Origin of the sequence: Bordetella ansorpii (assembly GCF_900078705.1) — a bacterium.
Taxonomy (GTDB): Bacteria; Pseudomonadota; Gammaproteobacteria; order Burkholderiales; family Burkholderiaceae_B; genus Bordetella; species Bordetella ansorpii_A.
Window position 1 is genome coordinate 310,512 of the sequence record NZ_FKIF01000010.1, and the last position, 23,400, is coordinate 333,911.

Annotated in this window: 24 protein-coding genes; 16 read left to right on the top strand and 8 right to left on the bottom strand. The window is 67.6% G+C overall.

The window, feature by feature from the left end; genetic code table 11:
* Position 1: 1 nt before the first annotated feature.
* A complete protein-coding gene (locus A6745_RS25740) occupies positions 2-1,279 on the bottom strand; it encodes an MFS transporter (protein ID WP_066133859.1) in 1,278 nt (425 codons plus the stop codon).
* A 161-nt stretch (positions 1,280-1,440) separates the two neighbouring features.
* On the opposite strand from A6745_RS25740, the gene A6745_RS25745 reads away from it, so the two are divergent.
* Together A6745_RS25745 and A6745_RS25750 are read left to right on the top strand one after the other, a co-directional pair.
* Complete coding sequence (locus A6745_RS25745) at positions 1,441-2,040, top strand: TetR/AcrR family transcriptional regulator (RefSeq protein ID WP_066133861.1); 600 nt, start codon at positions 1,441-1,443, stop codon at positions 2,038-2,040.
* A 9-nt stretch (positions 2,041-2,049) separates the two neighbouring features.
* Positions 2,050-2,496 (top strand): acetyltransferase, encoded by a 447-nt coding sequence (locus tag A6745_RS25750; protein ID WP_066133864.1) that lies wholly within the window; start codon positions 2,050-2,052, stop codon positions 2,494-2,496.
* Positions 2,497-2,625: 129 nt separating this feature from the next.
* On the opposite strand, the gene amt is transcribed toward A6745_RS25750, so the two are convergent.
* Both amt and A6745_RS25760 read right to left on the bottom strand, forming a co-directional pair.
* Positions 2,626-3,864, bottom strand: a complete 1,239-nt coding sequence (gene amt, locus A6745_RS25755) for an ammonium transporter (RefSeq protein WP_066133867.1) — start codon at positions 3,862-3,864, stop codon at positions 2,626-2,628.
* A gap of 36 nt (positions 3,865-3,900) precedes the next feature.
* A complete protein-coding gene (locus A6745_RS25760; protein ID WP_029579579.1) occupies positions 3,901-4,239 on the bottom strand; it encodes a P-II family nitrogen regulator in 339 nt (112 codons plus the stop codon).
* A 636-nt stretch (positions 4,240-4,875) separates the two neighbouring features.
* Between A6745_RS25760 and A6745_RS25765 the strand changes: the two genes are divergently transcribed.
* The gene (locus tag A6745_RS25765; RefSeq protein ID WP_066134846.1) at positions 4,876-5,148 is read left to right on the top strand and encodes an accessory factor UbiK family protein; all 273 of its coding nucleotides are present in this window, start codon (positions 4,876-4,878) and stop codon (positions 5,146-5,148) included.
* Between the two features lie 20 nt (positions 5,149-5,168).
* Here A6745_RS25765 and A6745_RS25770 read toward each other — a convergent pair whose 3' ends face one another.
* Positions 5,169-6,359: an MFS transporter gene (locus A6745_RS25770; protein ID WP_066133870.1), complete on the bottom strand. Its 1,191-nt coding sequence runs from the start codon at positions 6,357-6,359 to the stop codon at positions 5,169-5,171.
* Between the two features lie 126 nt (positions 6,360-6,485).
* Here A6745_RS25770 and A6745_RS25775 point away from each other — a divergent pair, with 126 nt between their 5' ends.
* Positions 6,486-7,079, top strand: a complete 594-nt coding sequence (locus tag A6745_RS25775; RefSeq protein ID WP_066133873.1) for a TetR/AcrR family transcriptional regulator — start codon at positions 6,486-6,488, stop codon at positions 7,077-7,079.
* On the opposite strand, the gene A6745_RS25780 is transcribed toward A6745_RS25775, so the two are convergent.
* Both A6745_RS25780 and A6745_RS25785 read right to left on the bottom strand, forming a co-directional pair.
* Entirely contained in the window at positions 7,069-8,043 is a 975-nt protein-coding gene (locus tag A6745_RS25780; RefSeq protein WP_066133876.1) for a zinc-dependent alcohol dehydrogenase family protein, read from the bottom strand. The two genes, A6745_RS25775 and A6745_RS25780, sit on opposite strands and share 11 nt — an antisense overlap.
* Before the next feature lie 83 nt (positions 8,044-8,126).
* Complete coding sequence (locus A6745_RS25785) at positions 8,127-8,429, bottom strand: ArsR/SmtB family transcription factor (RefSeq protein ID WP_066133879.1); 303 nt, start codon at positions 8,427-8,429, stop codon at positions 8,127-8,129.
* A gap of 169 nt (positions 8,430-8,598) precedes the next feature.
* Between A6745_RS25785 and A6745_RS25790 the strand changes: the two genes are divergently transcribed.
* Positions 8,599-10,104, top strand: a complete 1,506-nt coding sequence (locus A6745_RS25790; protein WP_066133882.1) for a YifB family Mg chelatase-like AAA ATPase — start codon at positions 8,599-8,601, stop codon at positions 10,102-10,104.
* A gap of 40 nt (positions 10,105-10,144) precedes the next feature.
* On the opposite strand, the gene A6745_RS25795 is transcribed toward A6745_RS25790, so the two are convergent.
* The gene (locus A6745_RS25795; protein WP_197488236.1) at positions 10,145-11,167 is read right to left on the bottom strand and encodes a D-cysteine desulfhydrase family protein; all 1,023 of its coding nucleotides are present in this window, start codon (positions 11,165-11,167) and stop codon (positions 10,145-10,147) included.
* Positions 11,168-11,416: 249 nt separating this feature from the next.
* On the opposite strand from A6745_RS25795, the gene A6745_RS25800 reads away from it, so the two are divergent.
* The 4 genes from A6745_RS25800 to A6745_RS25815 all read left to right on the top strand — a co-directional run bounded on the left by A6745_RS25800 (position 11,417) and on the right by A6745_RS25815 (position 15,324).
* Positions 11,417-11,809: a cupin domain-containing protein gene (locus tag A6745_RS25800; RefSeq protein WP_066133883.1), complete on the top strand. Its 393-nt coding sequence runs from the start codon at positions 11,417-11,419 to the stop codon at positions 11,807-11,809.
* Positions 11,810-11,939: 130 nt separating this feature from the next.
* Entirely contained in the window at positions 11,940-12,917 is a 978-nt protein-coding gene (locus A6745_RS25805) for a Bug family tripartite tricarboxylate transporter substrate binding protein (RefSeq protein ID WP_066133886.1), read from the top strand.
* A complete protein-coding gene (locus tag A6745_RS25810; RefSeq protein ID WP_066133887.1) occupies positions 12,914-14,158 on the top strand; it encodes a CaiB/BaiF CoA transferase family protein in 1,245 nt (414 codons plus the stop codon). Before A6745_RS25805 ends, A6745_RS25810 begins: the two co-directional genes overlap by 4 nt.
* A complete protein-coding gene (locus A6745_RS25815; protein WP_066133890.1) occupies positions 14,158-15,324 on the top strand; it encodes an acyl-CoA dehydrogenase family protein in 1,167 nt (388 codons plus the stop codon). Before A6745_RS25810 ends, A6745_RS25815 begins: the two co-directional genes overlap by 1 nt.
* A gap of 52 nt (positions 15,325-15,376) precedes the next feature.
* Here the strand turns inward: A6745_RS25815 and A6745_RS25820 are convergent, their stop codons facing one another.
* A complete protein-coding gene (locus A6745_RS25820) occupies positions 15,377-16,117 on the bottom strand; it encodes an IclR family transcriptional regulator (RefSeq protein WP_066133892.1) in 741 nt (246 codons plus the stop codon).
* A gap of 186 nt (positions 16,118-16,303) precedes the next feature.
* Between A6745_RS25820 and A6745_RS25825 the strand changes: the two genes are divergently transcribed.
* The 7 genes from A6745_RS25825 to A6745_RS25855 all read left to right on the top strand — a co-directional run bounded on the left by A6745_RS25825 (position 16,304) and on the right by A6745_RS25855 (position 22,829).
* Complete coding sequence (locus A6745_RS25825) at positions 16,304-17,350, top strand: DUF481 domain-containing protein (protein ID WP_197488237.1); 1,047 nt, start codon at positions 16,304-16,306, stop codon at positions 17,348-17,350.
* Positions 17,351-17,684: 334 nt separating this feature from the next.
* On the top strand, positions 17,685-17,882 hold the full coding sequence (gene rpmI / locus A6745_RS25830) for a 50S ribosomal protein L35 (protein WP_012249552.1): 198 nt from the start codon (positions 17,685-17,687) through the stop codon (positions 17,880-17,882).
* 13 nt (positions 17,883-17,895) lie between these two features.
* Positions 17,896-18,255 carry a 50S ribosomal protein L20 gene (gene rplT / locus A6745_RS25835; RefSeq protein ID WP_066133896.1) on the top strand — a complete coding sequence of 120 codons (360 nt, stop codon included), beginning with the start codon at positions 17,896-17,898 and terminating at the stop codon, positions 18,253-18,255.
* A gap of 77 nt (positions 18,256-18,332) precedes the next feature.
* Positions 18,333-19,355 (top strand): phenylalanine--tRNA ligase subunit alpha, encoded by a 1,023-nt coding sequence (gene pheS / locus A6745_RS25840; RefSeq protein ID WP_066133899.1) that lies wholly within the window; start codon positions 18,333-18,335, stop codon positions 19,353-19,355.
* A 172-nt stretch (positions 19,356-19,527) separates the two neighbouring features.
* Positions 19,528-21,948 carry a phenylalanine--tRNA ligase subunit beta gene (gene pheT / locus A6745_RS25845; RefSeq protein WP_066133902.1) on the top strand — a complete coding sequence of 807 codons (2,421 nt, stop codon included), beginning with the start codon at positions 19,528-19,530 and terminating at the stop codon, positions 21,946-21,948.
* Positions 21,949-21,950: 2 nt separating this feature from the next.
* A complete protein-coding gene (locus A6745_RS25850) occupies positions 21,951-22,304 on the top strand; it encodes an integration host factor subunit alpha (RefSeq protein ID WP_066133904.1) in 354 nt (117 codons plus the stop codon).
* Positions 22,305-22,412: 108 nt separating this feature from the next.
* Complete coding sequence (locus A6745_RS25855) at positions 22,413-22,829, top strand: MerR family transcriptional regulator (RefSeq protein ID WP_066133911.1); 417 nt, start codon at positions 22,413-22,415, stop codon at positions 22,827-22,829.
* Positions 22,830-23,400 lie beyond the last annotated feature (571 nt).

Genomic DNA, 23,400 nt, shown 5'->3' on the forward strand with positions numbered 1-23,400 from the left:
GTCAGGCGGCCAGCACCCGCGGACGCGGCGTGCGGTGGATCATCAGCGCGATCACCGCCGCCACCAGGCCCGTGGCGCCCGACAGCACGAAGGCCATCAGGTAGCTGCCCGTGCTTTCGCGCACGAAGCCGCCCATCCAGGCCGCGCTGGCCGCGCCCAGTTGATGTCCGGCCACGATCCAGCCGAACACCACCGGGGCATCGCGCTCGCCGAAGGCGTCGGTGGTCAGGCGCAGCGTGGGCGGCACGGTGGCGATCCAGTCCAGGCCGTAGAAGATGGCGAAGATCGACAGGCTGTAGAACGAGAAATCGGAGTAGGGCAGATACATCAGCGACAGGCCGCGCAGCGCGTAGTACGTGAACAGCAGCTTGCGCGGATCGTAGCGGTCGGTCAGCCAGCCCGAGGCCGTGGTGCCCACCAGGTCGAACACGCCCATCAGCGCCAGCAGGCCGGCGGCCTGCACCTCGGCGATGCCGTGGTCGCCGCACAGCGCGATCAGGTGGGTGCCGATCAGGCCATTGGTGGTGAAGCCGCACACGAAGAACGTGGCGAACAGATACCAGAACACGCGCTTGCCCGCGGCCTGGCGCAGCACGCCGAAGGTGGCGGCCACCATGCCGGTGCGCGGCGCGGGGGCCGAGGGCAGGGTGCCGGGCTCGCTGCCATAGGGCACCAGGTTCACGTCGGCGGGGCGGTCGGGCACCAGCAGCCAGGCCAACGGCGCCATGACCAGGGCGGCGGCGGCCACCACCCAGACCACGAGGGTCCAGTCGCCGGACGAGGCCAGCTTGGCCAGGATCGGCAGGAACACCAGGTTGCCCGTGGCCGTGCTGGCGGTGAGCAGGCCCATCATCAGCCCGCGGCGGCGGACGAACCAGCGGTTGACCACCGTGGCGCCCAGCACCACGGCCACCGCGCCCGAGGCCATGCCCGAGAACACGCCCCAGGTGGCCAGCAGATGCCAGGTCTCGGTCATGTAGGCGCTGGCGGCGCTGGAGGCCGACATCACCAGCAGGGCGCAGATCAGCACGCGGCGCAGGCCGAAGCGCTCCATGGCCGCCGCGGCGAACGGGCCCATCAGGCCGTAGAAGAAGATGCCGATGGCGGCGGCCAGCGAAATCGAGGAGCGGCTCCAGCCGAAGGATTCTTCCAGCGGCACCAGCAGCACGCTGGGCGTGGAGCGCAGGCCGGCCGAGACCAGCAGGGCGAAGAAGATGACGGCGACCACGACGAAGGCATAGCGCTGGCCAAAGCGGGGAACGGCGCGGTGGAAGATCATGTTACTGACCGGTACGTATCAAGAGGGGCGTATAGTACGTACCGGTCAGTAACGCCGTCAAGCGCATTTTCGATTCCGTGCCGGCGCGCGCCCGTACGGGCATTGCAGAACGCCGCCTTGTTATGCTCGGGCGATCCGCGCGCCATTTTCCAGGGCCTTCCATGACGAACAAAGCCTCCCTTCCCGATGCCCCGCCGCGTCCCGCGCCGGCGGCCGACCGCATCCGCAAGAGTGCGCGCCAGCTCTTCTATCACCAGGGCATACGCGCCGTGGGAGTGGACGCCATCGTGGCCGAGGCCGGCGTCACCAAGCCCAGCCTGTACCGTAGCTTCTCGTCCAAGGACGAACTGGCGGCGGCGTATCTGCGTGACTACGAGAGCGAGTTCTGGGCCCGCCTGGATGCCGCTGCCGCCGCGCATCCCGGCGATCCGCGCGCGCAGATCCTGGCGTATTTCGGTGGCCTGACCGCGCGCGCCACGGCGCCGGGCTGCTATCGCGGCTGCGGCCTGAGCAATGCGGTGGTGGAGTATCCCGAGAAAGACCATCCGGCGCGGCAAGTGGCCGTCGCGCACAAGCGCGAACTGCGCAGGCGCCTGGTGGACATGGCGCGCGACATGGGCGCGCGTGATCCGCAGGCCCTGGGCGATGGCTTGCTGCTGCTGCTCGAAGGCACGTTCGTATCGGGGCAGATCTTCGGCGCGGACGGCCCCGCCAAACATCTGCGTGAGATCGCGGACCGGCTGATCGAGGCAAGCCTGTAGCCCCTTTCCATGATCTCCTTACGCAAATCCACCCCGGCGGATGCGCCGCGCGCGCTCGACATCTGGCGGCGGGCGGTGGATGCCACGCACCATTTCCTGGCCCCAGAAGACCGCCAGGCCATCGAGGCCGAGGTCGCGGCCTTCCTGCCGCGGGCGCCGCTGGAGCTGGCGGTCGACGCGGCGGACCGCGCCATTGCCTTCATGCTGCTGGATGGCAACCGCATGGAGGCCCTGTTCGTCGATCCGGCGCATCGCGGGGCCGGCGTGGGCCGCTTGCTCGTGCGGCACGCGCTGTTCCGGCATCCGGACCTGTACACCGACGTCAATGCGCAGAATGGCCAAGCCATCGGGTTCTACGAGCGGCTGGGCTTTCAGGCCATCGGCCGGTCCGAACAGGACGGGCAGGGCAGGCCATACCCGCTGATCCATCTTCGCCACCGGCCCGCCCGGGCCTGAGCCCGCGCTTTCGCCCGAGCCCAAAAAGAACGGCGCCTCGCGGCGCCGTTCCGTACTGCTCAGCCTTTTCGGCTTTTTCCCCCGGGGTCTGCAGGGCGGGCGTATGGTGCCCGCCTCTGGTGTTCCTGCTTAGCTGTGGTACGCGGACTCGCCGTGGCTGGTCACGTCCAGGCCTTCGCGTTCCTGGTCTTCCGGCACACGCAGGCCGCACAGCATGTCCGCGATCTTGTAGGCGATCCAGGCCACGATGCCCGACCAGATGATGGTCAGCAGCACGCCTTCGAGCTGCACCCAGACCTGGCCGGCGATGGCGCCGACGCTGTCCAGGCCCGGGCCGCCCAGGGCCTTGGCGTTGAACACGCCGGTCAGCAGGGCGCCGACGATGCCGCCCACGCCGTGCACGCCGAACACGTCCAGCGCGTCATCGGCACGCAGCATGCGCTTCAGGCCGTTGACACCCCACACGCAGATCACGCCCGCCACCACGCCGATCACCAGCGCGCCCACCGGGCCCACCAGGCCGGCGGCCGGGGTGATGCCGACCAGGCCGGCGATCGCGCCGGAAGCGGCGCCCAGCATCGAGGGCTTGCCCTTCAGGCTCCACTCGGTCAGCGTCCAGGCCAGCACCGCGCCTGCCGTGGCGACCATCGTGTTGAAGAAGGCCAGCGTGGCGCCTTCGTTGGCGGCCAGCGACGAACCGGCGTTGAAACCGAACCAGCCCACCCACAGCAGCATGGCGCCGATGTAGGTCATGGGCAGGTTGTGCGGCTGCATCGCTTCACGGCCGTAGCCGACGCGCTTGCCGATCACGTAGGCGCCCACCAGGCCGGCCACGCCGGCGTTGATGTGCACCACGGTGCCGCCGGCGAAGTCCAGCGCGCCCTTGGCGTTCATCAGGCCGGGCGCGGTTTCCGAGACGAACCACACCATGTGGGCGATGGGAACGTAGGCGAACGTGAACCAGATCGCCGTGAAGACCAGCACGGCGGAGAAGCGGACGCGCTCGGCGAAGCTGCCCACGATCAGCGCGCAGGTGATGCCGGCGAACGTGGCCTGGAACGACGCGAATAGGATCTCGGTCAGCGAGGCCGACATGGCGTACGAACCATCCGCCGGCGTGAACATGCCGGAGAAGAACACCCGCGAGAAGCCGCCGAAGAAGGCGTTGCCTTCGGTGAAGGCCAGCGAGTAGCCGTAGATGAACCACAGCACGACGCCCAGGGCGAACGTGCACAGCACCTGCATCAGCACCGACAGCACGTTCTTGCTGCGCACCAGGCCGCCGTAGAACAGTGCCAGGCCGGGGACCGCCATCATCAACACCAGCAGTGTCGAGACGAGCAACCAGGAGATATCCGCTTTATCCATTTCTAATAGGCTCCAATGAGTCTTTCTCTGTGTGCTTTACAGCGCAGCTTCCCCGGATTCGCCGGTTCGGATACGAATGACCTGCTCCAGCGGGGCAGTGAAGATCTTGCCGTCACCGATCTTGCCGGTGCGGGCGGCCTGCTCGATGGCTTCGATGACCTGATCGACCAGGTGGTCGGGCACTGCAGCTTCCACCCGAAGCTTGGGCAGAAAATCGACGGCGTATTCAGCGCCGCGGTACAGCTCGGTATGGCCCTTCTGGCGTCCGAAACCTTTCACTTCGGTGACGGTCAGTCCCTGGACGCCGATGCCGGACAGAGCCACCCGCACTTCGTCGAGCTTGAATGGCTTGATGATGGCGATGACGAGTTTCATGGCTTTTCCTCTCATGGTTGCGCGTAGGCATCAGCTATTAAGCAAAACGCATGCCAACTTCATGACGCCCGGGCTCGGCGCGCCGCTGGCCCGTGCCATCGTGTCGGGCCGGATCGCGGTGCGTCGCATCCGTGCATATATGCATCAATATGGGGCATGCGTGCACGCCGCGATGCACCATTCTGGGTCGTCATCCCGGGCGAGAGGGCATGGTGCAACCAAGTATGTATTGGCGGGGGAATTTGTAGCCAATTGCAGGGGTGGCCACGGCGTCGGCCCCCCGCCGCTGATACGGCGCATTACAGCTGCCGCTTGTGTGGGGTCCGGCACTCATGAAGAATCGTCCCCACGCGATGACCGAAAGGTTTTCGAGTACGGTCCGGGCAACCGGCCAACCAGGGGTGTGCCTGATGGCAGCTTCTAGGAATCGCTGCGGCGATTCGGTTTTTCTCCTGTGCTTTTGAAAGGCGGCGGCGCTTCGGCGGGCCGCTTTCTTTTTGTCCGTCGCTTGCCAAGGAGGGGCGATCGGCACCTTCCTGGGGCCTGCGACACAGAAGATCACCGTCGGCGCCTGCACAGCGGGGCGTCAGGCTCTACACTGGCGGTTGTTCGCCAGCATCCGAAGGAAAAGCCATGATGAATAATCGCACGCAGTGGATGGAAGACCTGCAGAAGAATCTGTCCGATCTGATCGCCCGCAGCCCCGCCGCCGACCTGGAGCGCAACGCGCGCGCCATGATGACGCAGACGTTCACCCGGCTCGACCTGGTCACCCGCGAAGAGTTCGAGGTGCAGACCGACCTGCTGGCGCGCGCCCGCATGCGCGTCGATCAGTTGGGCGAGCAGGTGCAGCAGTTGCAGGCCCGCCTGGATGCGCTGGAAGCAAAGGGCGGCGGTTCGCCCTCCTGAGCGCGGGACGCGCCGCGGCCTCAGCCCGAGGCGGTTGCGCGCTTGCCCAGGCCGCTGGCCACTGCCGTCGACACCGCCAACAGGATCAGCGTGGCGCCATAAAGGTCCGTGGTTGCCCGCAGGCCCAGTTCATGCGCCATCACACCCGCCAGCAGCGCGGGCAGGCTGAAGGCCAGGTAGCTCAGCACGAAGAACGCCGCCACCAGTCCCGCGCGTTCGGTGGGCTGCGCCAGCGGCACGACCGACCGTAACGCGCCCTGGAAGGCCGCGCCGAAACCGGTGCCCGCCAGGCAGGTGCCGGCGAAGAACAGCGCGGCACTATCCAGGTGCACACCGGTCAGCGTCACCACCAGGCCAGCCGCCAGCGCGATCGATCCTGTCATCAGCAGGCGAGGCGTGGGCAATCCCCGCAGCAGGGCGATGGCCCCGAAGCCGCTCATCGTCAGCGCGAATACCACCCAGCCGCCCACCACGATATTGTCGGAATGCGTGACGCTGCGAGCCAGGGTCGGCCCCAGCGATAAATAGAATCCGCCCAGCGCCCACAGGGCGATGTTGACCGGTAGGATACGCAGCATGGCCCCGCGCGCCGCGGGCGGCACCCGGACGCGCGGGCGCATCGAGGCCAGCAGGCCCGGCACGCGGCTTGCGGATTCCGGCAGCCTCAGCACCAGCAGCGCTTCGGCGGCCAGCAGGACGATCAGCAGCAGGTAGGTCAGGCGCAGCGGCGCGGGCGCGTATTGCACCAGCAGGCTGGCGCCCAGGGCGCCGATTCCCATGCCGAACAACGGCGCCAGGGAATTGAGCAGGGGACCGCGTTCGCGGCTGGCGTCGAGCAGGCCGGCGCCCAGGGCGCTGATCGCCATGCCGGTGGCCAGCCCCTGCAACGCGCGCGCCAGCAGCAGCATCGGCGCGCCATCCGCGGCGGCGAAGATTGACAGGGCCAGCATGTTCAGCAGGATGCTGCCCACGATCACGGGCCGCCGGCCCAGATGGTCGGACAGCGGGCCGGTGGTCAGCAATGCGGCAAGCAGGCTGAAGGCGTAGATGGCGAATACCAGCGTCAACGTGCCGGAAGAGAAGTGCCAGGTTTCCTGGTACACCCGGTACAGCGGCGTGGGAGCGCTGGACGCACCCAGGAATGTCGCGGCGGTCAACGAGTAGACGGCGAGTGCGCGTGCGGAGGCAGCGGGGGTGTAGATGGCGTTCATTGACACTCCGGCGGTCAAAAGCTAGATAATTGCTTTAGTGCAGCATAGATCATTACTCTCACTAAAGCAATTTAATAGCTTTAGATTCACCAGAAGCGTTCGGATTTGACGCAAGGAGTCCACATCATGCCGATACGAGAGGGTGTGCGGCCGGGCGGGCGCAGTGCGCGCGTGCAGGCGTCGGTGCATCAGGCAGTAAAGAGCCTGCTGGACGAAATGTCCAGCGAGGAGGTGACGGTGGCGTTGGTGGCGGCGCAAGCCGGGGTCACCCCTTCCACCATCTATCGACGATGGGGCGACCTGCAGACCTTGCTGGCCGACGTGGCGGTCGACCGGTTCCATCCCGATGGCGATCCTGGGGATACGGGATCGTTCCGCAGCGACCTGGAGGCGTGGGCGCAAGGGTACGTCGAGGAAATGACCTCGGCGCCGGGCCGCCAGATGCTGCGCGACGTGATGGCCGGCATGAGCGCCACCGACAGCGGCCCCGCGTGCCAGTGCGCGACCATCGTGCGGGCGCATCTGCAGATGTTCGTGGATCGCGCGCACCAGCGTGGCGAGGGCGGCGTGCCGGACATGGACGACGTGCTGGATTTCGTCGTGGCGCCGATCACGTACCGGCTGCTGTTCGATACGGTGCCGGTGGATCCGGGCTTCGCGAAGCTTTGTGTCGCCAGGCTGCTGGACGCGCGGGTGGGCGAGCCTGCCCTTACGGCATGAGCCCGGGGTCGACCGCGATGGCGATTTTTCCCTGCAGGCCGTTGTCGGGGCTTTCCAGCCGGGCGTGGGCCAGCGGGACATCGGCAAGCGAGTAGACGGCGCCCACGTGCGGCCGTAGTTGGCCGCGCTCCACCAATGCGCCGAGCTCATCGAGCTTGCCGCGGTGTTGCCGCGTGAAGACGAAGTGATAGCTCGCGTTCTTGCCCCAGGCCTGGATGACGTTCTGCGGCTGGGCGATGTCCACGATCGACACGACACGGCCCAACTGCGCGAGCACGTCGGGGCTGCGCGACAGGGTATTGCCGCCGATGGTGTCGAACACGACGTCGACGCCGCGTCCCTCCGTCTGCCGCATGATGGCCTCGACGTAATCTTCCTTCTCGTAGTCGATCATCACGTCAGCGCCCATCTTTCGTGCGAAGTCGAAGTTTGCTGCGCGTACGGTGGTGTACACCCTGGCGCCGATGGCCTTTGCGAGCTGGATCGCCACATGGCCCACGCCCCCCGCGCCGCCGTGCACCAGAATGCTTTCCCCCACTCTCAGCGCCGCGCGGACCACCAGGGCCTCCCACGCCGTTCCGCCCACCAGGGACAGGCTGGCCGCCTCGAGATGGTTCAGCGAAGCGGGCTTCCTGCCGACGATGCTGGCGTCGGCCACGTGGTACTCGGCGTAGCTCCCCGGCCCGTGGAATATCTGCGGGGTGTACCAGACCTCGTCTCCCACGGAGAAAGCCGTCACGCCCGGTCCGACGGCTTCGACGACGCCGGAGACGTCGTGCCCGGTGATGGCAGGCAGCGGCACCAGGTCGGGATAGTCGCCACGCCTGACCTGGTAATCCAGGGGATTGATGGAGGTGGCATGCACCCGGACCAGGATCTGGCCCGCCTGGGGCTGGGGCTTGGGGGCGTCGAGAAGCTCGAACGCGTCCGGGCCGCCGAATGACTTGAGTACTAGCGCTTTCATGGTGATCCTTATTTCTGGAAAAAGGGATATCGGGAATTATCGATTTAACAGGTTGATAAAAAGCGCTGGGAAGGCGCTGACGATCAAAGCTCTTTGCCTATGAGCTCGGTAAGCGCGCTGATGGTGGCCTCGTTCCGCTTGTAGTAGGTCCACTGGCCGATGCGCCGGACTTCGACCAGGCCCGCCCGTTGCAAGGTCGCAAGGTAATCGGACACCGTCGACTGCGACAGCCCGACCCCTTCCTGGATGCTGCTGACGCAGACACCGACCGTCAGAACATCCCCTTCGTCTTGCGGAGGGAAATTGTTCACCGGATCCTTCAGGCCTTGCAGGATCTGAAGACGGGTACGGTTCGACAGGGCTTTGAATACTTCGAGCAGGTCCATGGCGCTATCGTATCGGAATTTCCCGATATGTCAATGCAAAAAAATGCCGACGTTTCGTCCGCCGCCTCGCCGGGGCGGGCCTGGGTGACGTTTCTGTCTCTCGGCGCCCGGCGCGGCCGGCCACAATTGCCCATACTGGCCCGCTCGTCATCCATCGAGCAGGCCATCCATGACCCTAGCCGTATTCGCCAGCCGCGCCCTGTCCGGCCTGGAAGCGCCCGCCGTGCGCGTGGAAACCCACCTGGGCACGGGGTTGCCGTCGTTCAGCGTCGTGGGCTTGCCGGATACGGAGGTGCGTGAAAGCCGCGAACGCGTGCGCGCGGCGCTGGCCAACAGCGGCTTCGAGTTTCCGCCGGGGCGCATCACCGTCAATCTGTCGCCCGCCGACCTGCCCAAGGCGTCGGCGCGTTTCGACCTGCCCATCGCGCTGGGACTGCTGCTGGCCTCCGGCCAACTCACGCTTGCGGCAAGTATGCCGGCGCATGCATTGGCGGACATCGTGCTGGCGGGGGAGTTGTCCCTGACCGGCGCGCTGGTGCCGGTGGCATCCCCATTGCCGTTGGCGTTGGCCGTGGCCCGCGAGCGGCCCGGGGCCGTGCTGGTGCTGCCCACGGGCAGCGCGGAGATCGCGGCCTGGGTGCCGGGCGTGCGGGTGCTGTCCGCGCGGACGCTGGCCGAGGTGGCGGCGCATCTGGCCGGCGCCTCGGCGTTGCCGGCCGCGCAACCGGCAGCCTGGCCCGCCGCGCCGGACATGCCCTGCCTGTCGGATGTGCGCGGCCAGCCCGCGGCGCGGCGGGCGTTGGAAGTCTGCGCGGCGGGCGCCCATAGCCTGCTGATGGTCGGGCCGCCGGGGGCGGGCAAGAGCATGCTGGCGCAGCGCCTGCCGGGATTGCTGCCGCCGATGTCCGTGACGCATGCGCTGGAGGCCGCCGCGTTGGCCGCGCTGGCGGGCGGCGTGTTGCCATTGGGACAACCGCCGCTGCGCGCGCCGCACCACACCGTCTCGGCGACGGCATTGGTGGGCGGCGGCAGCAAACCGAGGCCGGGGGAGATCAGCCTGGCCCACCGGGGAGTGCTCTTCCTCGACGAACTCCCGGAGTTCGGCAGAAAAGCACTGGAGTCCTTGCGCGAGCCCTTGGAGACGGGCAGGGTCGCCATCTCGCGCGCCTTGCATCAGGTCGAGTATCCCGCGCGGTTTCAATTGGTGGCGGCCATGAATCCCTGCCCCTGCGGATGGCGGGGCCACCCCACGCGGCCGTGCCGTTGCAGTCCGGATCAGGTGCAGCGCTATGCGGGCAAGATATCCGGACCCTTGCTGGATCGCATCGACCTGCACCTGGCCATTCCACCCGCGGACCTGCACTGGCTGGACGAGCCGCCGGGCGAGCCTTCGTCGGTGGTGCGGATGCGCGTGGTGCGTTGTCGCGAGCGCCAGATGGCCCGGCAGGACAAGCCCAATGCCGCGCTGCAAGGCGCGGAGCTCGAACGGCATTGCCCGATGCCGCAGGCGGCGCGCAATCTCCTGCAGCAGGCCATCCGTAAATTGGATGGTTCGGCGCGCGCCTTGCACCGTGCCTTGCGGGTGGCGCGCACGCTGGCGGATCTGGACGGGGCGCACGAGATCGATACGCGGCATGTGGCCGAGGCCGTGCAGTATCGGCGGGCGTCGGTGTGATCGCGCGGGTACCGGGCCAGGGGTGATTCTGCGCGATGATTCAGCCCTGGTTTTCCAGCGTGCTCCGATACGCGTACACCCCCGGCGATCCGCCCGTCATGATGAACAGCACCGAGCCGCCCGCCGCGAATTCTCCGGCGCGAATCGATGCGAGCAGGCCCGCGAACGCCTTGCCGCTGTACACAGGATCCAGCACCAGGCCTTCCGTGCGGGCCAGCAGGCGCACGGCATCGATCATGGCCGGCGTCGGCAATCCATATCCCGGCCCCAACTGCGAGTCGGTGACATCGATCGCGTCGGCATCGAGCGCGCCCGGGCGCCGCAACTGCGAGAAGATCGCTTCCACCAGGCTGGCCGTGCGTTGCCTCGCCACGTCCTGCCGCGCCAGGATGGTGTATCCCCGCACGCGCCGCGCATCGCCGCCCAGCCACTGCAGCCCGGCCAGCAGGCCCGCGTGCGTGCCGAAGCTGCCCGTGGGAATCACGATGCGCGAGAAGCGGGTCTCCATGGCCCGTTCCTGTTGCAGCAGTTCCGCCGCGCAGGCCACATAGCCCAGTGCGCCCAAGGGAGACGATCCACCCAGGCCCACCACGTAGGCCTTGCGGCCCTGGCGTTGCAGTTCGCCCGCGCGCTGCCGGGCCGCGAGCAGCGGATCGGCGTCCCGCGCGACCCGGTGCACCGCGGCGCCGAACAGTTGGTCCAGCAGCACGTTGCCGTTGTGGGCGTAGGCCTCGTCTTCGTACGCCACCATGTCGGCCAGCACCAGCTCGCAGGCCAGGCCCGCCCGCGCCGAGGCGGCCGCCGTCAGCCGGGCGTGGTTGGACTGCAACCCGCCCGTGGTGATGAAAGTGTCGCACCCTTGGGCAAGCGCCTGCCCGACCAGGAACTCCAGCTTGCGCAGCTTGTTGCCGCCCAAGCCGACGCCCATCAGGTCGTCGCGTTTGACGTGGATCCGGATCGGGCTGCCCAGGCGGCTTTCCAACCTAGACAGGCGCTGGATGGGCGTGGGGCCGTCCAGCAGGGGAAACCGCTCGAAGCGGCTCAATGCGTCGTTCAGGTCCATCGTGTCTGCATGTTCGTCTTTCCGCCGGAACCGCCATTAGGCCACAGGGCAGCGGCTCTGCCCGCCTGTCGCCTTCGCCGGCGGCATTGGCGGCGGGCCGTGCGGGAAGGATGGCGCTGTCCAGCGCAAGCCGTCCCCGCCTTTGCACCCCGGGAAGCGGGGCCATCCTCGACGGCGGGATGCCGTGCATTGCATTTTTATTTTCCGTATACGAAAATGTTTTTCATACACGCGAAAAACGGAGACAGCATGACCACGACCCCCTCGTGGCTGGTGCGCGAGGCCGACGTGCCTGGCTACCATCCCGCCAACCACACCGGCACGCTCAACCGCCGCCTCATCGGCCCCGCCAACGTCGGTTCCAAGCACGTCGAGGTGCTGCTGGGCGTGATCGAGAAGGGCAGCGGCGCGTTGCCCCATGCGCACCCCGGCATCGAACAGGTCTGCTATCTGCTGGCGGGTACGGCGCGCGCGCAGGTGGGCGACGAGTCCGCCGACATGCAGCCGGGCGACTGCTGTTATTTCCCGCCCGACATTCCGCACGTGTTCACGGTGACCAGCGATACCCCGGCCCGCCTGCTGGTGATCTACACGCCGCCGTACGAAGAATCGCCCGACCGGGTGATCCGCGGCGCTGCCTGAGCGGCGCCGAGGCGCCGTGCCATCGGGACGCGGGCTCAGGCCGGCGCGCCATGGATGGCCCGCATGCCTGCCCGCGCCGGCGTCCCGATCGGCATGGGCCCATATCCCTATAACGACAGGAGACAAAACCATGCAGCAATTCCGATCCTTCCTGGGGGCGGCCGTCCTGGCCGTCGCCGGGCTGTGCGCCGCGGCGCCCGCCATGGCCGCCGACAACTATCCCTCGCGTCCCATCACGCTGGTCGTGCCGTTCCCTGCGGGGGCGGGCACCGACGCCGTGGGCCGCATCTTCGCGGGCGAGCTGGGCGCCATCCTGGGCCAGCCCGTCGTGGTGGAGAACCGGCCGGGCGCCAACTCCACCATCGCGGGCAATCTGGTGGCGCGCGCCAAGCCGGACGGCTACACGCTGTTCGTCACCACGAACACCTCGCATTCGGCCGCGCCGTGGCTGATGAAGAGCATTCCGTACGATCCCATCAAGGATTTCACGCCCATCGCGCGCGGCGGCAATCTGCCGTTCATGCTGGTGGTCAATCCCAAGCGGCCGTACAGGAACGTGCAGGAGCTGGTCGACTACGCGCGCAAGAATCCCGGCAAGGTCACCTACGCCAGCGGCAACAGCACGGGCATCGTGGCCGGCGCCACGCTGGCGCACCAGACCAAGACCGACATGCTGCACATTCCCTACAAGGGCACGCCGCAGGCGCTGACCGACGTGGTGGGCGGGCAGGTCGACTTCATGTTCACCGATCTCACGTCCGGCATGCCGTTCGTGCAATCGGGCCAGTTGCGCGCCCTGGCCGTGTCCACCGCCGAACGCAGCAAGATCGTGCCCGACCTGCCGTCGATGCGCGAGGCCGGCGTGCCCAATTTCGACCTGAACTCCTGGAACGGCTACTTCGGCCCGGCGGGCATGCCGCCGGAAGTCGTGGCCAGGCTCAACCAGGCCATCAACCAGATCGTGGCCAAGCCCGAGATGCGCAAGCGCCTGGCCGACCTGGGCTTCGACGCCTTCAGCGGCACGCCGCAGGAATTCGGCGCCTTCGTCCGCCAGCAGCTCGACCTGTGGGGCAAACTGGTGCGCGACGCCGGCATCCAACCCGAATGACGCAACCTTCCGATTCCCGCTTCGACCCGGCCGCGCAGGCCGCAGGCCCCTTGGCCGGCCTGCGCGTGCTGGACCTCAGTACCGTCGTGATGGGGCCTTATGCCACGCAGATGCTCGGCGACCTGGGCGCCGACGTCATCAAGGTCGAGCCTCCCGCCGGCGACAACCTGCGCGCCGTCGGCCCCATGCGCAATCCCGGCATGGGCCACCTGCACCTGCACCTGAACCGCAACAAGCGTTCGCTGGTGCTGGACCTGAAGACGTCCGCGGGCCGCGACGCCTGCCTGCGGCTGGCCGCGGACTGCGACGCGCTGCTCTACAACATCCGCCCGCGGGCGATGGCGCGCCTGGGCCTGTCGTACGAAGCGGTGGCGGCGGTGAATCCGCGCATCGTGTACGTGGGCGCCTATGGCTTCAGCGAAGCCGGCCCGTACGCGGGCCGGCCCGCCTATGACGACCTCATCCAGGGCCTGGCCGGCCTGGGCGACCTGTCGGTGCGGCAGGGCTCGGACGTGCCGCGCTATGCGCCGCTGACCCTGGCCGACCGCAGCGTCGGGCTGAACGTGGCGATCGCGCTGCTGGCCGGCGTGCTGCATGCGCGTGGGCACGGCCGGGGCCAGGCGATCGAGATGCCCATGTTCGAGGGCATGGCCCACATGGTGCTGGGCGACCACCTGGGCGGGGCGACCTTCGATCCGCCGATGGGGCCCACCGGCTATGCGCGCCTGCTGGCCGAGCATCGCCGGCCCTACGCCACTTCCGACGGCTACCTGTCGCTGCTGATCTACAACGACAAGCACTGGCGCGCCTTCTTCACGCTGATCGGCCAGCCCGGGCTGCTGCAGGATCCGCGCTTTTGCACCCACACCGCGCGCGCCGCGCACATCGGCGAGGTCTACGCCTACGTGGCCGGGATCATCCGTACGCGCTCCACCGCGCAGTGGCTGCAGGAACTGGCGCGCGCCGACATCCCGGCCGCGCCGCTGTATTCGGTCGAAGACCTGATGGCCGACGAGCACATGCGCGCCACCGATTTCGTGCGCAGCGTCGACCATCCCACCGAGGGCAGGCTGCGCACCCCCGCCCCCCTGGGACGCTACGCCGACACACCGACCGCGCTGCGCCGTCCCGCGCCGCGCCTGGGCGAGCATGGCCGCGAGATCCTGCGCGAAGCGGGGTTCGACGACACGGCCATCGACCGCCTGATTGCCGAACATGTCACCATCTCCGGGGAGACCTGATGGATTTCGAGCTTTCCGCGGACCAGTCCGCGCTGTGCGATGCGATCGGGCGCGTGTGCGCCCGCTATCCCGACGAATACTGGCTGGCGCGCGACCGCGACGGCGCGTTTCCGCACGAGTTCCACGCCGACCTGGCGCGCGATGGCTGGCTGGGCATCGCCATGCCGCAGGAATACGGCGGCGCCGGCATGGGCATGACCGAGGCCGCGCTGATGATGCAGTCGATCGCGGCCTCGGGGGCGGGCTTCACCGGCGCGTCCGCCGTGCACATGAACATCTTCGGCCTGAACCCCGTGGTGGTGTTCGGCACGGACGAGCAGCGCGGCCGCTGGCTGCCGCCCCTGATCGAGGGCAGGCACAAGGCCTGTTTCGCCGTCACCGAACCGGATGCCGGCCTGGACACCACGCGGCTGTCCACCCGCGCCGAACGCGTGGAGGGCGGCTACGTGGTGCATGGCCGCAAGATCTGGATCTCGACCGCGCAGGTGGCCGACAAGATGCTGCTGCTGGCGCGCACCACGCCGCTGGCGGACGTCTCCAAGCCCACGCAGGGGCTGTCGCTGTTCTACACCGACCTGGACCGCTCGCGCGTGGAAGTGCGCGAGATCGAGAAAATGGGCCGCAAGGCCGTGGACTCGAACATGCTGTTCATCGATGGCCTGCGCATTGCCGAATCGGACCGCATCGGCGAAGAGGGCAAGGGCTTCGAGTACATCCTGCATGGCCTGAATCCGGAGCGCATCCTGATCGGCGCGGAGGCCGTCGGCCTGGGCCGCGCCGCGCTGGACCGCGCGGTGCGCTATGCCGGCGAGCGCGTGGTGTTCGGCCGGCCCATCGGCCAGAACCAGGGCATCCAGCATCCGCTGGCCCAGGTCTGGATGCAGCTGGAGGCCGCCAACCTGATGGTGATGCGCGCCGCCACCCAGTACGACGCCGGCCTGCCGTGCGCGCCCAGCGCCAACGCGGGCAAGTACCTGGCCGCGGAAGCCGGCCACAACGCCTGCCAGACCGCCATCCTGACGCTGGGCGGCATGGGCTATGCCAAGGAATACCACGTCGAGCGCCTGCTGCGCGAAAGCTACATCCCGCGCATCGCGCCGGTCAGCCCGCAACTGATCATGTGCTTCATCGCCGAGAAGGTGCTGGGGCTGCCGCGCTCTTACTGAAGAGGCTCCGGGCCGGCGCGCGCCGCGGATCCCGGGCTGCCGGGACGCCCGTTCAGCCCGCCGGATTTTCCAGCAGGGAGCCGGCCTGCCGCAGCAATTCGGCGTATTCGTGCTGGCGCGGCTCGATGCGCTGCACGGGTCCGCCGATCGACATGGCGTAGTGTTCGCCCGACAGGTTCACGGGCCACGCCACCGCGCCCACGTCCTGGATGGATTCGCCGATGTTGGCGAACCAGCCCCGTTGCAGGGAATGCGCCAGTTCGGCCTCGATCGCTTCCACCGTCACCAGCGTGCGCTCGTTGTAGCGGGTCATGGGCCGGCGCGCCAGCAGCGCCTGGCGTGCCTCGGGGGGCAACGTCGACAGCAGGGCCTTGCCGAGCGAATTGGCGTGCGCCTCGCGGAATTCCCCGGCCATCGCCACGTAGCGGATGGTGTGCGGCGAATCCAGCACATCCAGATAGACCACCCGGCCTTCGCCGTCCAGCTTGGCGAACACCACGGTTTCCTGGGTGGCCTCGCGCAGCGCCGACAGGCGCGGATAGACGCGATCCAGCACCGGATCGGCGCGGGCGATGGACTGCGCCATGGCCAGCAGGCGCGACGTGGGGTAGTAGCCCTGGCGCCGCCCGGTTTCATACAGATAGCCCAGGTTGGTCAGGGTGCGGATCAGCGCCAGGCAACTGGACACCGGCACGTCGGACAGGCGCGCCAGCTCGGAGAGCGACAGCGGCCGTTTCTCGCGCGCGTAGATTTCGATGATTTCTATGACTCGCAGCGCGGTCTTGACGCTCATGGGCGGAAAACGGGCTTGTTCCAAGGGGCCGCGGCGGGCAGGGCGGATGTGCGGGTATGGTACCCGACACCGGGCCGGCGGGGCCCCTTGCCGAACGTCCTGACACAAGGGGCAACACTGCGAGCGTTGTTTGCGCCGCAGCAATTCTCTAGGATGGTCCGTTTCGCAGCCAGACCAGGGACGTTCATGCCGTACAGGAATCTCATCGCCGCCAGGCTGCCCTTTTCCGCCATGCTGTGCCTGCTGGCCGGCGCCGCGCACGCCGATACGGTGTGGCTGAAGAATGGCGACCGCATCTCCGGCACGGTGCGTTCGCTGGACGCGGGCAAGTTGCTCATCAGCACTGATTACGGCGGCGATGTCCGCATCGCGGCGGACAAGATCAAGACCTTGCAGACGGAAGGCGACCTGGTCCTGCGGGACCAGACCTTCGGCCGCGAATACCGCGCCAGCCTGGCGGCGGCCAATCCGGGCGCGGTCGTGGTGCGTGGCGTGGTGACCGAGGACGGGGCGTCCGAACCGGTGGACCGCCAGCTGCCGCTGTCTTCGTTGGATGGCCTGGTACGGCCGCGCCCGTTCCTGACCGACGCCCTGTGGACGGGGCGCGTCGACGTCGCCGCCAATCGCAAGACCGCTTCGACCGAAACGCAGGATTATTCCGCCGCGGTGCAGGCCGGCCTGCGCCATGGCCTGTGGCGGCACGCCTTGACGGCCAACTATGCGCGCAGCAAGGAAGAGGACAGCGTCAACACCAACAACTACGGCGTCGACTACACGCTGGACCGTTTCCTGTCCGAGCAGGCATTCTGGCAGGGGCGGGTGTTGCATCGGCGCGACTGGGTGGAGGATCTGAATCGCCAGACGGGCTATGGCACGGGGCCCGGCTATCAGTTCTGGGACGACGAGCGGGGCGCCTTCTCGATGTCGGCGCTCTTCGGCCGGGTTCACTACGGCTATGACGATGGCGGCAGCGACAACAGCTACGCCGCCAGCCTGCGGTGGGACTACCTGAAGTATTTCAGCGGCAAACAGTACGAGATCTATGCGCGGGGCGAGCTGACGCGGCCCTTCGGCGGCGCCGCCCAGGTCTCCGTATCGGGCGAGATGGGGGCCAGATACAACCTCAACAGCTGGCTGTCCCTCTATGCGAAATACGCCCGCAACCAGGTGAGCAGTTCACGCGAATCCATCAACGAATCCATCTTCGGCACCGGTCTTGGCGTGAGGTGGTAGGGCCCAGGCGCAGGGCGGCCCGATGGCCGATCCGTTTCTTTTCGCTCAGCCGGTCGACACGCGGGATAAAAATGCCATATAATCAAGGGCTTTTCCGGATTCGTCCGGGGAACATCGGCAGTGCCGGGCAGCACCAGTACGGCAGTGCCGGTAGTTCATAAAGTAGTTACCCCTAGAAGTGGCGCGGGTCTACAAGTTTTGTGTTCAGGTATCGAAAGATACGGGCGGGGTTCATCTCCTGCTTGGCAACGGCTCCCGGGCAATCCGGGGTTGGCGCACGATCGCAAGCACCTGTCCGCCATGCAACATCAACACGTCCAAGAATGGAATCATCATGCCCAAGATGAAAACCAAGAAAAGCGCTTCCAAGCGCTTTCAGGTTCGCGGCAGCGGATCGATCAAGCGCGGTCAGGCGTTCAAGCGTCACATCCTGACCAAGAAGACCACCAAGAACAAGCGCCAACTGCGCGGTTCCGCAGCGGTCCACGAAACCAACGTCGCCTCCGTCAAGGCGATGATGCCGTTCGCTTGATAGGAGATCATATATGCCTCGCGTCAAACGCGGCGTAACTGCCCGCGCACGTCACAAGAAAGTCATCAAGGCCGCCAAGGGTTACCGTGGCCGCCGTGGTAATGTTTTCCGTATCGCCAAGCAAGCGGTCATGCGCGCTGGCCAATACGCCTACCGCGATCGCCGCAACAAGAAGCGCACCTTCCGCGCCCTGTGGATCACCCGTATCAACGCCGCCGTGCGTGAACAGGGCCTGAGCTACAGCGTGTTCATCGCCGGCCTGAAGAAGGCAGCGATCGAACTCGACCGCAAGGTCCTGGCCGACCTGGCCGTCCGCGACAAGGCCGGCTTCGCCGCCATTGTCCAGCAAGCCAAGGCCGCTTTGGCCGCCTGATCGCGCATCTATCGCGCATCGCGCTTGCAAACGGGGCTGTCATGGCCCCGTTTGCGTTTTGAAGGCTGTTATACGCCATGACTCAAGAGCTCGACGACCTGGTTTCCCAGGCAGACGAACGTTTCGCCGCTTCGGCCGATGCCGCTTCGCTCGAGAACGCCAAGGCGCGTTTCCTCGGCAAGGAGGGCGCCCTGACGGTGCTTCTGAAAGGCCTGGGCAAGCTCGATCCCGACGCCAAGCGCGAGATGGGGGCCCGGATCAACCAGGCCAAGCAGCGCATCGAAGGGCTGCTCACCGCCCGCCGCGCCGCGCTGGCGCAGGCCGAGCTCGATGCCCGCCTGGCATCCGAGACCATCGACGTCACGCTGCCGGGCCGCGGCAAGGCCGTGGGGGGCATCCACCCGGTCATCCGCACCTGGGAACGCGTCGAAGAGATCTTCCGCTCCATCGGTTTCGACGTGGCCGACGGCCCCGAAGTCGAGAACGACTGGACCAACTTCACGGCGTTGAACAATCCGCTTGACCACCCCGCGCGGTCCATGCAGGACACGTTCTACGTCGACATGCAGGACGCCGACGGCCTGCCGCTGCTGCTGCGCACGCACACCAGCCCCATGCAGGTGCGTTACGCCCGCATGCACCAGCCGCCCATCAAGGTCATCGCCCCGGGCCGCACCTATCGCGTGGACAGCGACGCCACGCACTCGCCGATGTTCCACCAGGTCGAAGGCCTGTGGATCGCCGAGGACATCTCCTTCGCCGACCTGAAGGGCGTGTACACCGACTTCCTGCGCTGCTTCTTCGAAAGCGACGACCTGGTGGTGCGGTTCCGCCCGTCGTTCTTCCCGTTCACCGAGCCCTCGGCCGAGATCGACATGATGTTCACGTCCGGTCCCAACCGCGGCCGCTGGCTGGAAATCTCGGGGTCGGGCCAGGTGCATCCGCAGGTGGTGCGCAACTTCGGGCTGGATCCGGAGCGCTACATCGGCTTTGCCTTCGGCTCGGGCCTCGAACGCCTGACCATGCTGCGTTACGGCGTGAACGACCTGCGCCAATTCTACGAAGGCGACCTGCGCTTCCTGCGCCAATTTAATCAGTAGCCCCCCCTACGCGCTGCGCGCGCCCCCCAAGGGGGGCGACAGCTACGGACCGGCAAAGCCGGATCCGTGCTGTCCGCGGTGCCCGAGGTTCTTCTGAGTGGTGTTGGTTGTGGTGCCGACGTTGTTGACTTGAATTTGTCTGGATGGCGCGCAAGCGCCCTGGAAAACTGACATGCAAATCCCCGAATCCTGGCTGCGTTCGCTGGTCAATCCTCCGATCTCCTCCGACGAGCTGGCGCACCAGCTCACCATGGCCGGCCTCGAAGTCGAGGACGCCGTGCCCGCCGCGCCGCCGTTTTCCGGCGTGGTGGTGGCCCGCATCGCCGAGATCGCCCCGCATCCCGATGCCGACAAGCTGCGCGTCTGTCAGGTCGACGATGGTTCGGGCCAGTTGCTGCAGATCGTCTGCGGCGCGCCCAATGCCGCGGCCGGCATCACCGTGCCGCTGGCGCGCGTGGGCGCCGAACTGCCTGGTGGCATGAAGATCGGCGTGGCCAGGATGCGCGGCGTGCAATCGTCGGGCATGCTGTGCTCGGCGCGCGAACTGGGCCTGTCGCAAGATCACGCCGGCCTGATGCTGCTGCCCGACACGCTGACGCCGGGCCAGGACATCCGCCAGGCGCTCGACCTGGACGACACCGTCTTCACGCTCAAGCTCACGCCCAACCGCGCCGACTGCCTGTCGATGGTGGGCGTGGCGCGCGAAGTGTCCGCGTTGTCGGGCCTGCCGCTGGCGCTGCCGGCCCTCGAGCCCGTGGCACCTTCCATCGATGACCGCCTGAAGGTCAACGTTCAGGCGCCCGACCTGTGCGGCCGTTTCGCCGGCCGCGTCATCCGCGGCGTCAACGCCCGCGCGGCCACGCCCGACTGGATGCGCGGCCGCCTCGAGCGCGCCGGCCAGCGTTCCATCTCGGCGCTGGTCGACATCTCGAACTACGTCATGCTCGAACTGGGCCGTCCCACCCACGTGTTCGACCTGGACAAGGTGTCCGGCGAACTGACCGTGCGCTGGGGCCGCACCGGCGAGTCGCTGGAACTGCTCAACGGCCAGACCATCGCGCTGGACGAGCGCGTCGGCGTCATCAGCGCCGGCGACCAGGTCGAGAGCCTGGCGGGCATCATGGGCGGCGAGTCCACGTCCGTCACGCTGGACACCCGGAACATCTACCTCGAGGCCGCCTTCTGGTGGCCCGAGGCCATCGCCGGCCGCGCGCGCCGCTACAAGTTCAGCACCGACGCCAGCCACCGCTTCGAGCGCGGCGTCGACTACGACAGCATTCCCGACCACATCGAGCGCATCACGCGCCTGATCGTCGACATCTGCGGCGGCCAGGTCGGCCCCCTGGACGACCAGATCGTCAACCTGCCCACCCGCGAACCCGTGCGCATGCGCCTGGCGCGCTGCCACCGCGTGCTGGGCGTGACCGTGTCCGCCGAGGAAGTGGCGCAGATCTTCACGCGCCTGGGCCTGCCTTTCACCCGCGAGGGTGACGATTTCGTGGTGCAGCCGCCCACCTACCGCTTCGACCTGGTCATCGAGGAAGACCTGATCGAGGAAGTGGCGCGCATCCATGGTTTCGAGCGCATCCCCAGCGTGCCGCCGATGGCGCGCGCCAAGATGCACGCGCAGCCGGAGACCCGCCCCAGCCTGCACGGCCTGCGCCGCCAGGTGGCCGCGCGCGATTACCAGGAAGTGGTCAACTACAGCTTCGTCGAAGCCACCTGGGAACGCGACTACGCGGGCAACGAGAATCCCGTGCGCCTGGTCAACCCCATCGCCAGCCATCTGTCGGTGATGCGTTCGAGCCTGATCGCCGGCCTGGTCGCCATCGTCCGCCACAACGCCAACCGCAAGCAGTCGCGCGTGCGCCTGTTCGAACTGGGCCGCGTGTTCCAGCGCGATGCCGGCGCCGCCGACGGCGAGCTGGCCGTGGCCGGTCTCACCCAGCCCCTGAAACTGTCGGGCGCCGCCTGGGGCCCGGCCGTGGCCGAGCAGTGGGCCGAGCCGGTGCGCCAGGTCGATTTCTACGACGTCAAGATGGACGTCGAGGCGCTGTTCGGCGCGCGCGCCGCTGGCCTGCGTTTCATTGCCGACAGCCATCCCGCGCTGCATCCGGGCCGTGGCGCCCGCATCGAGCTCGATGGCCACGCCATCGGCTGGCTGGGCGAGCTGCATCCGCGCCTGGCGCAGCAGGCCGAGCTGGCGCATGCGACGGTGGTGTTCGAGCTGGATGTCGATGCCTTGCAGGCCGGCCGTCTGCCGCAGGTGCGCGAACTGTCGCGCCAGCCCGTGGTGGTGCGCGACCTGGCGCTGTGGGTGGCCGCCGCCACGCCGGCCCAGGCGCTGCTGGACACCGTCCTGGCCACCGTGCGGGCCGACGCCCAACTGGCCGTGGTGCAGGAGGTGCGCCTGTTCGACGTGTGGCGCGAGAAGACGCAGGCCGGCCAGCCCGCGCCGGCCGAGAAAAGCCTTGCCTTCCGTTTCTGGCTACAGGACACTGAGGTCACGCTGGACGAGGCTCGCGTCTCCGACTGCCTGGCACGTATCCGCGATGCGCTGGCCGCCGCTCACGGCGCACGCCTGCGCGATTGATCATGGGGACCGCTTTGATTGCCGAACCGCGCACACTGACCAAGGCCGAGTTGGCCGAACTGCTCTTCGAGCGGGTCGGCCTGAACAAGCGCGAGGCCAAGGACATCGTCGATACGTTCTTCGAGGAAATCCGTGAGGCGCTGGCGCGCGGCGATGCCGTCAAGCTCTCGGGTTTCGGCAATTTCCAGGTGCGCGACAAACCGCCGCGTCCTGGCCGCAACCCCAAGACCGGCGAGACCATCCCCATCGCGGCGCGCCGCGTGGTCACGTTCCATGCGAGCCAGAAATTGAAGGGCGTGGTCGAGCAAGCCCCGCCCGTGGCCGAATCCGACCCGGACCCGGACGCTTCGGCTTGATGCCTGTATCTCCGCTTGCGGCAGCGCCCGGCGCTTTTCAGGCCTAGTGATACGCTTTGTCGGCAATTGTCATCGATCCCCAAGGAATCAGCGGCATAAAATCCCTCTATGACCCGTCCCGAAACCACCGCCGTCGTCCTTCCCCCCATTCCCGCCAAGCGTTACTTCACCATCGGTGAGGTCAGCGACCTGTGCGGGGTCAAGCCGCACGTGCTGCGCTACTGGGAGCAGGAATTCACGCAGCTCAAGCCGGTCAAGCGGCGCGGCAACCGCCGCTACTACCAGCATCACGAAGTGCTGCTGATCCGCAAGATCCGTTCGCTGCTGTACGAGCAGGGCTTCACCATCAGCGGCGCCCGCAATCGCCTGGGCGACGTGCGCGACGCCGCCGCGCATGACCCCGAAGCCGCCGTGCGCCTGAGCGCCGCGGAGATGCAATCGCTGCGCGCCGAGCTGGGCGGCATCTCGATGATGCTGGGCGAGGCCCTGGCGCTGGCGGAAAGCCGGCAGACGCCGCGGGGCTGATCCCTTGCGGTGATAAGGGCAAGGGCGGCCGTTCTCGAGCCGCCTGACGCCAATTTCTCGATTTCCCGGCTGCAACCCCGCCGGGAACGTCATTCGGGCCATGTGGCCGCTGCCAGACGTCCACGTGAGCGCGGGGCGCCGCATCCTTCGACTTCACCCTCCCATCGGTCGACAGCAGGTTGGCCGCAAGACGCGGACGGATAATCGTGCCGCGCCGCGTCGGCCCATGCGCCCAAAGGTCGCTGGCGAGGGGGGCGGTTGCTGCTGGATCGCAGATGATTTGCCGGGGGCCAGACGCTGCGATGGGATACTTGGCGTCCTGCGCGCCGGGTCCTTCTTCGAATTCGTTCCTGAAGAGCAAGGAAAGCCCTGGCCGGGCACGCCAACGGCGCTGGCCGTTACAACTCACCACGCCCCCACGGACCCGCCCATCGGGCAAAGATGCGAGCCGGATCCCGGCGACGGATAGAGGGAGCGGCCCTGGAAGCCTTCGTCGAAGAGGCGCGGGAGGCGCGCAAAAATGCCGGGCAAAAGAACAAGGCCGTTAGTGATTGCTATCACTAACGGCCTC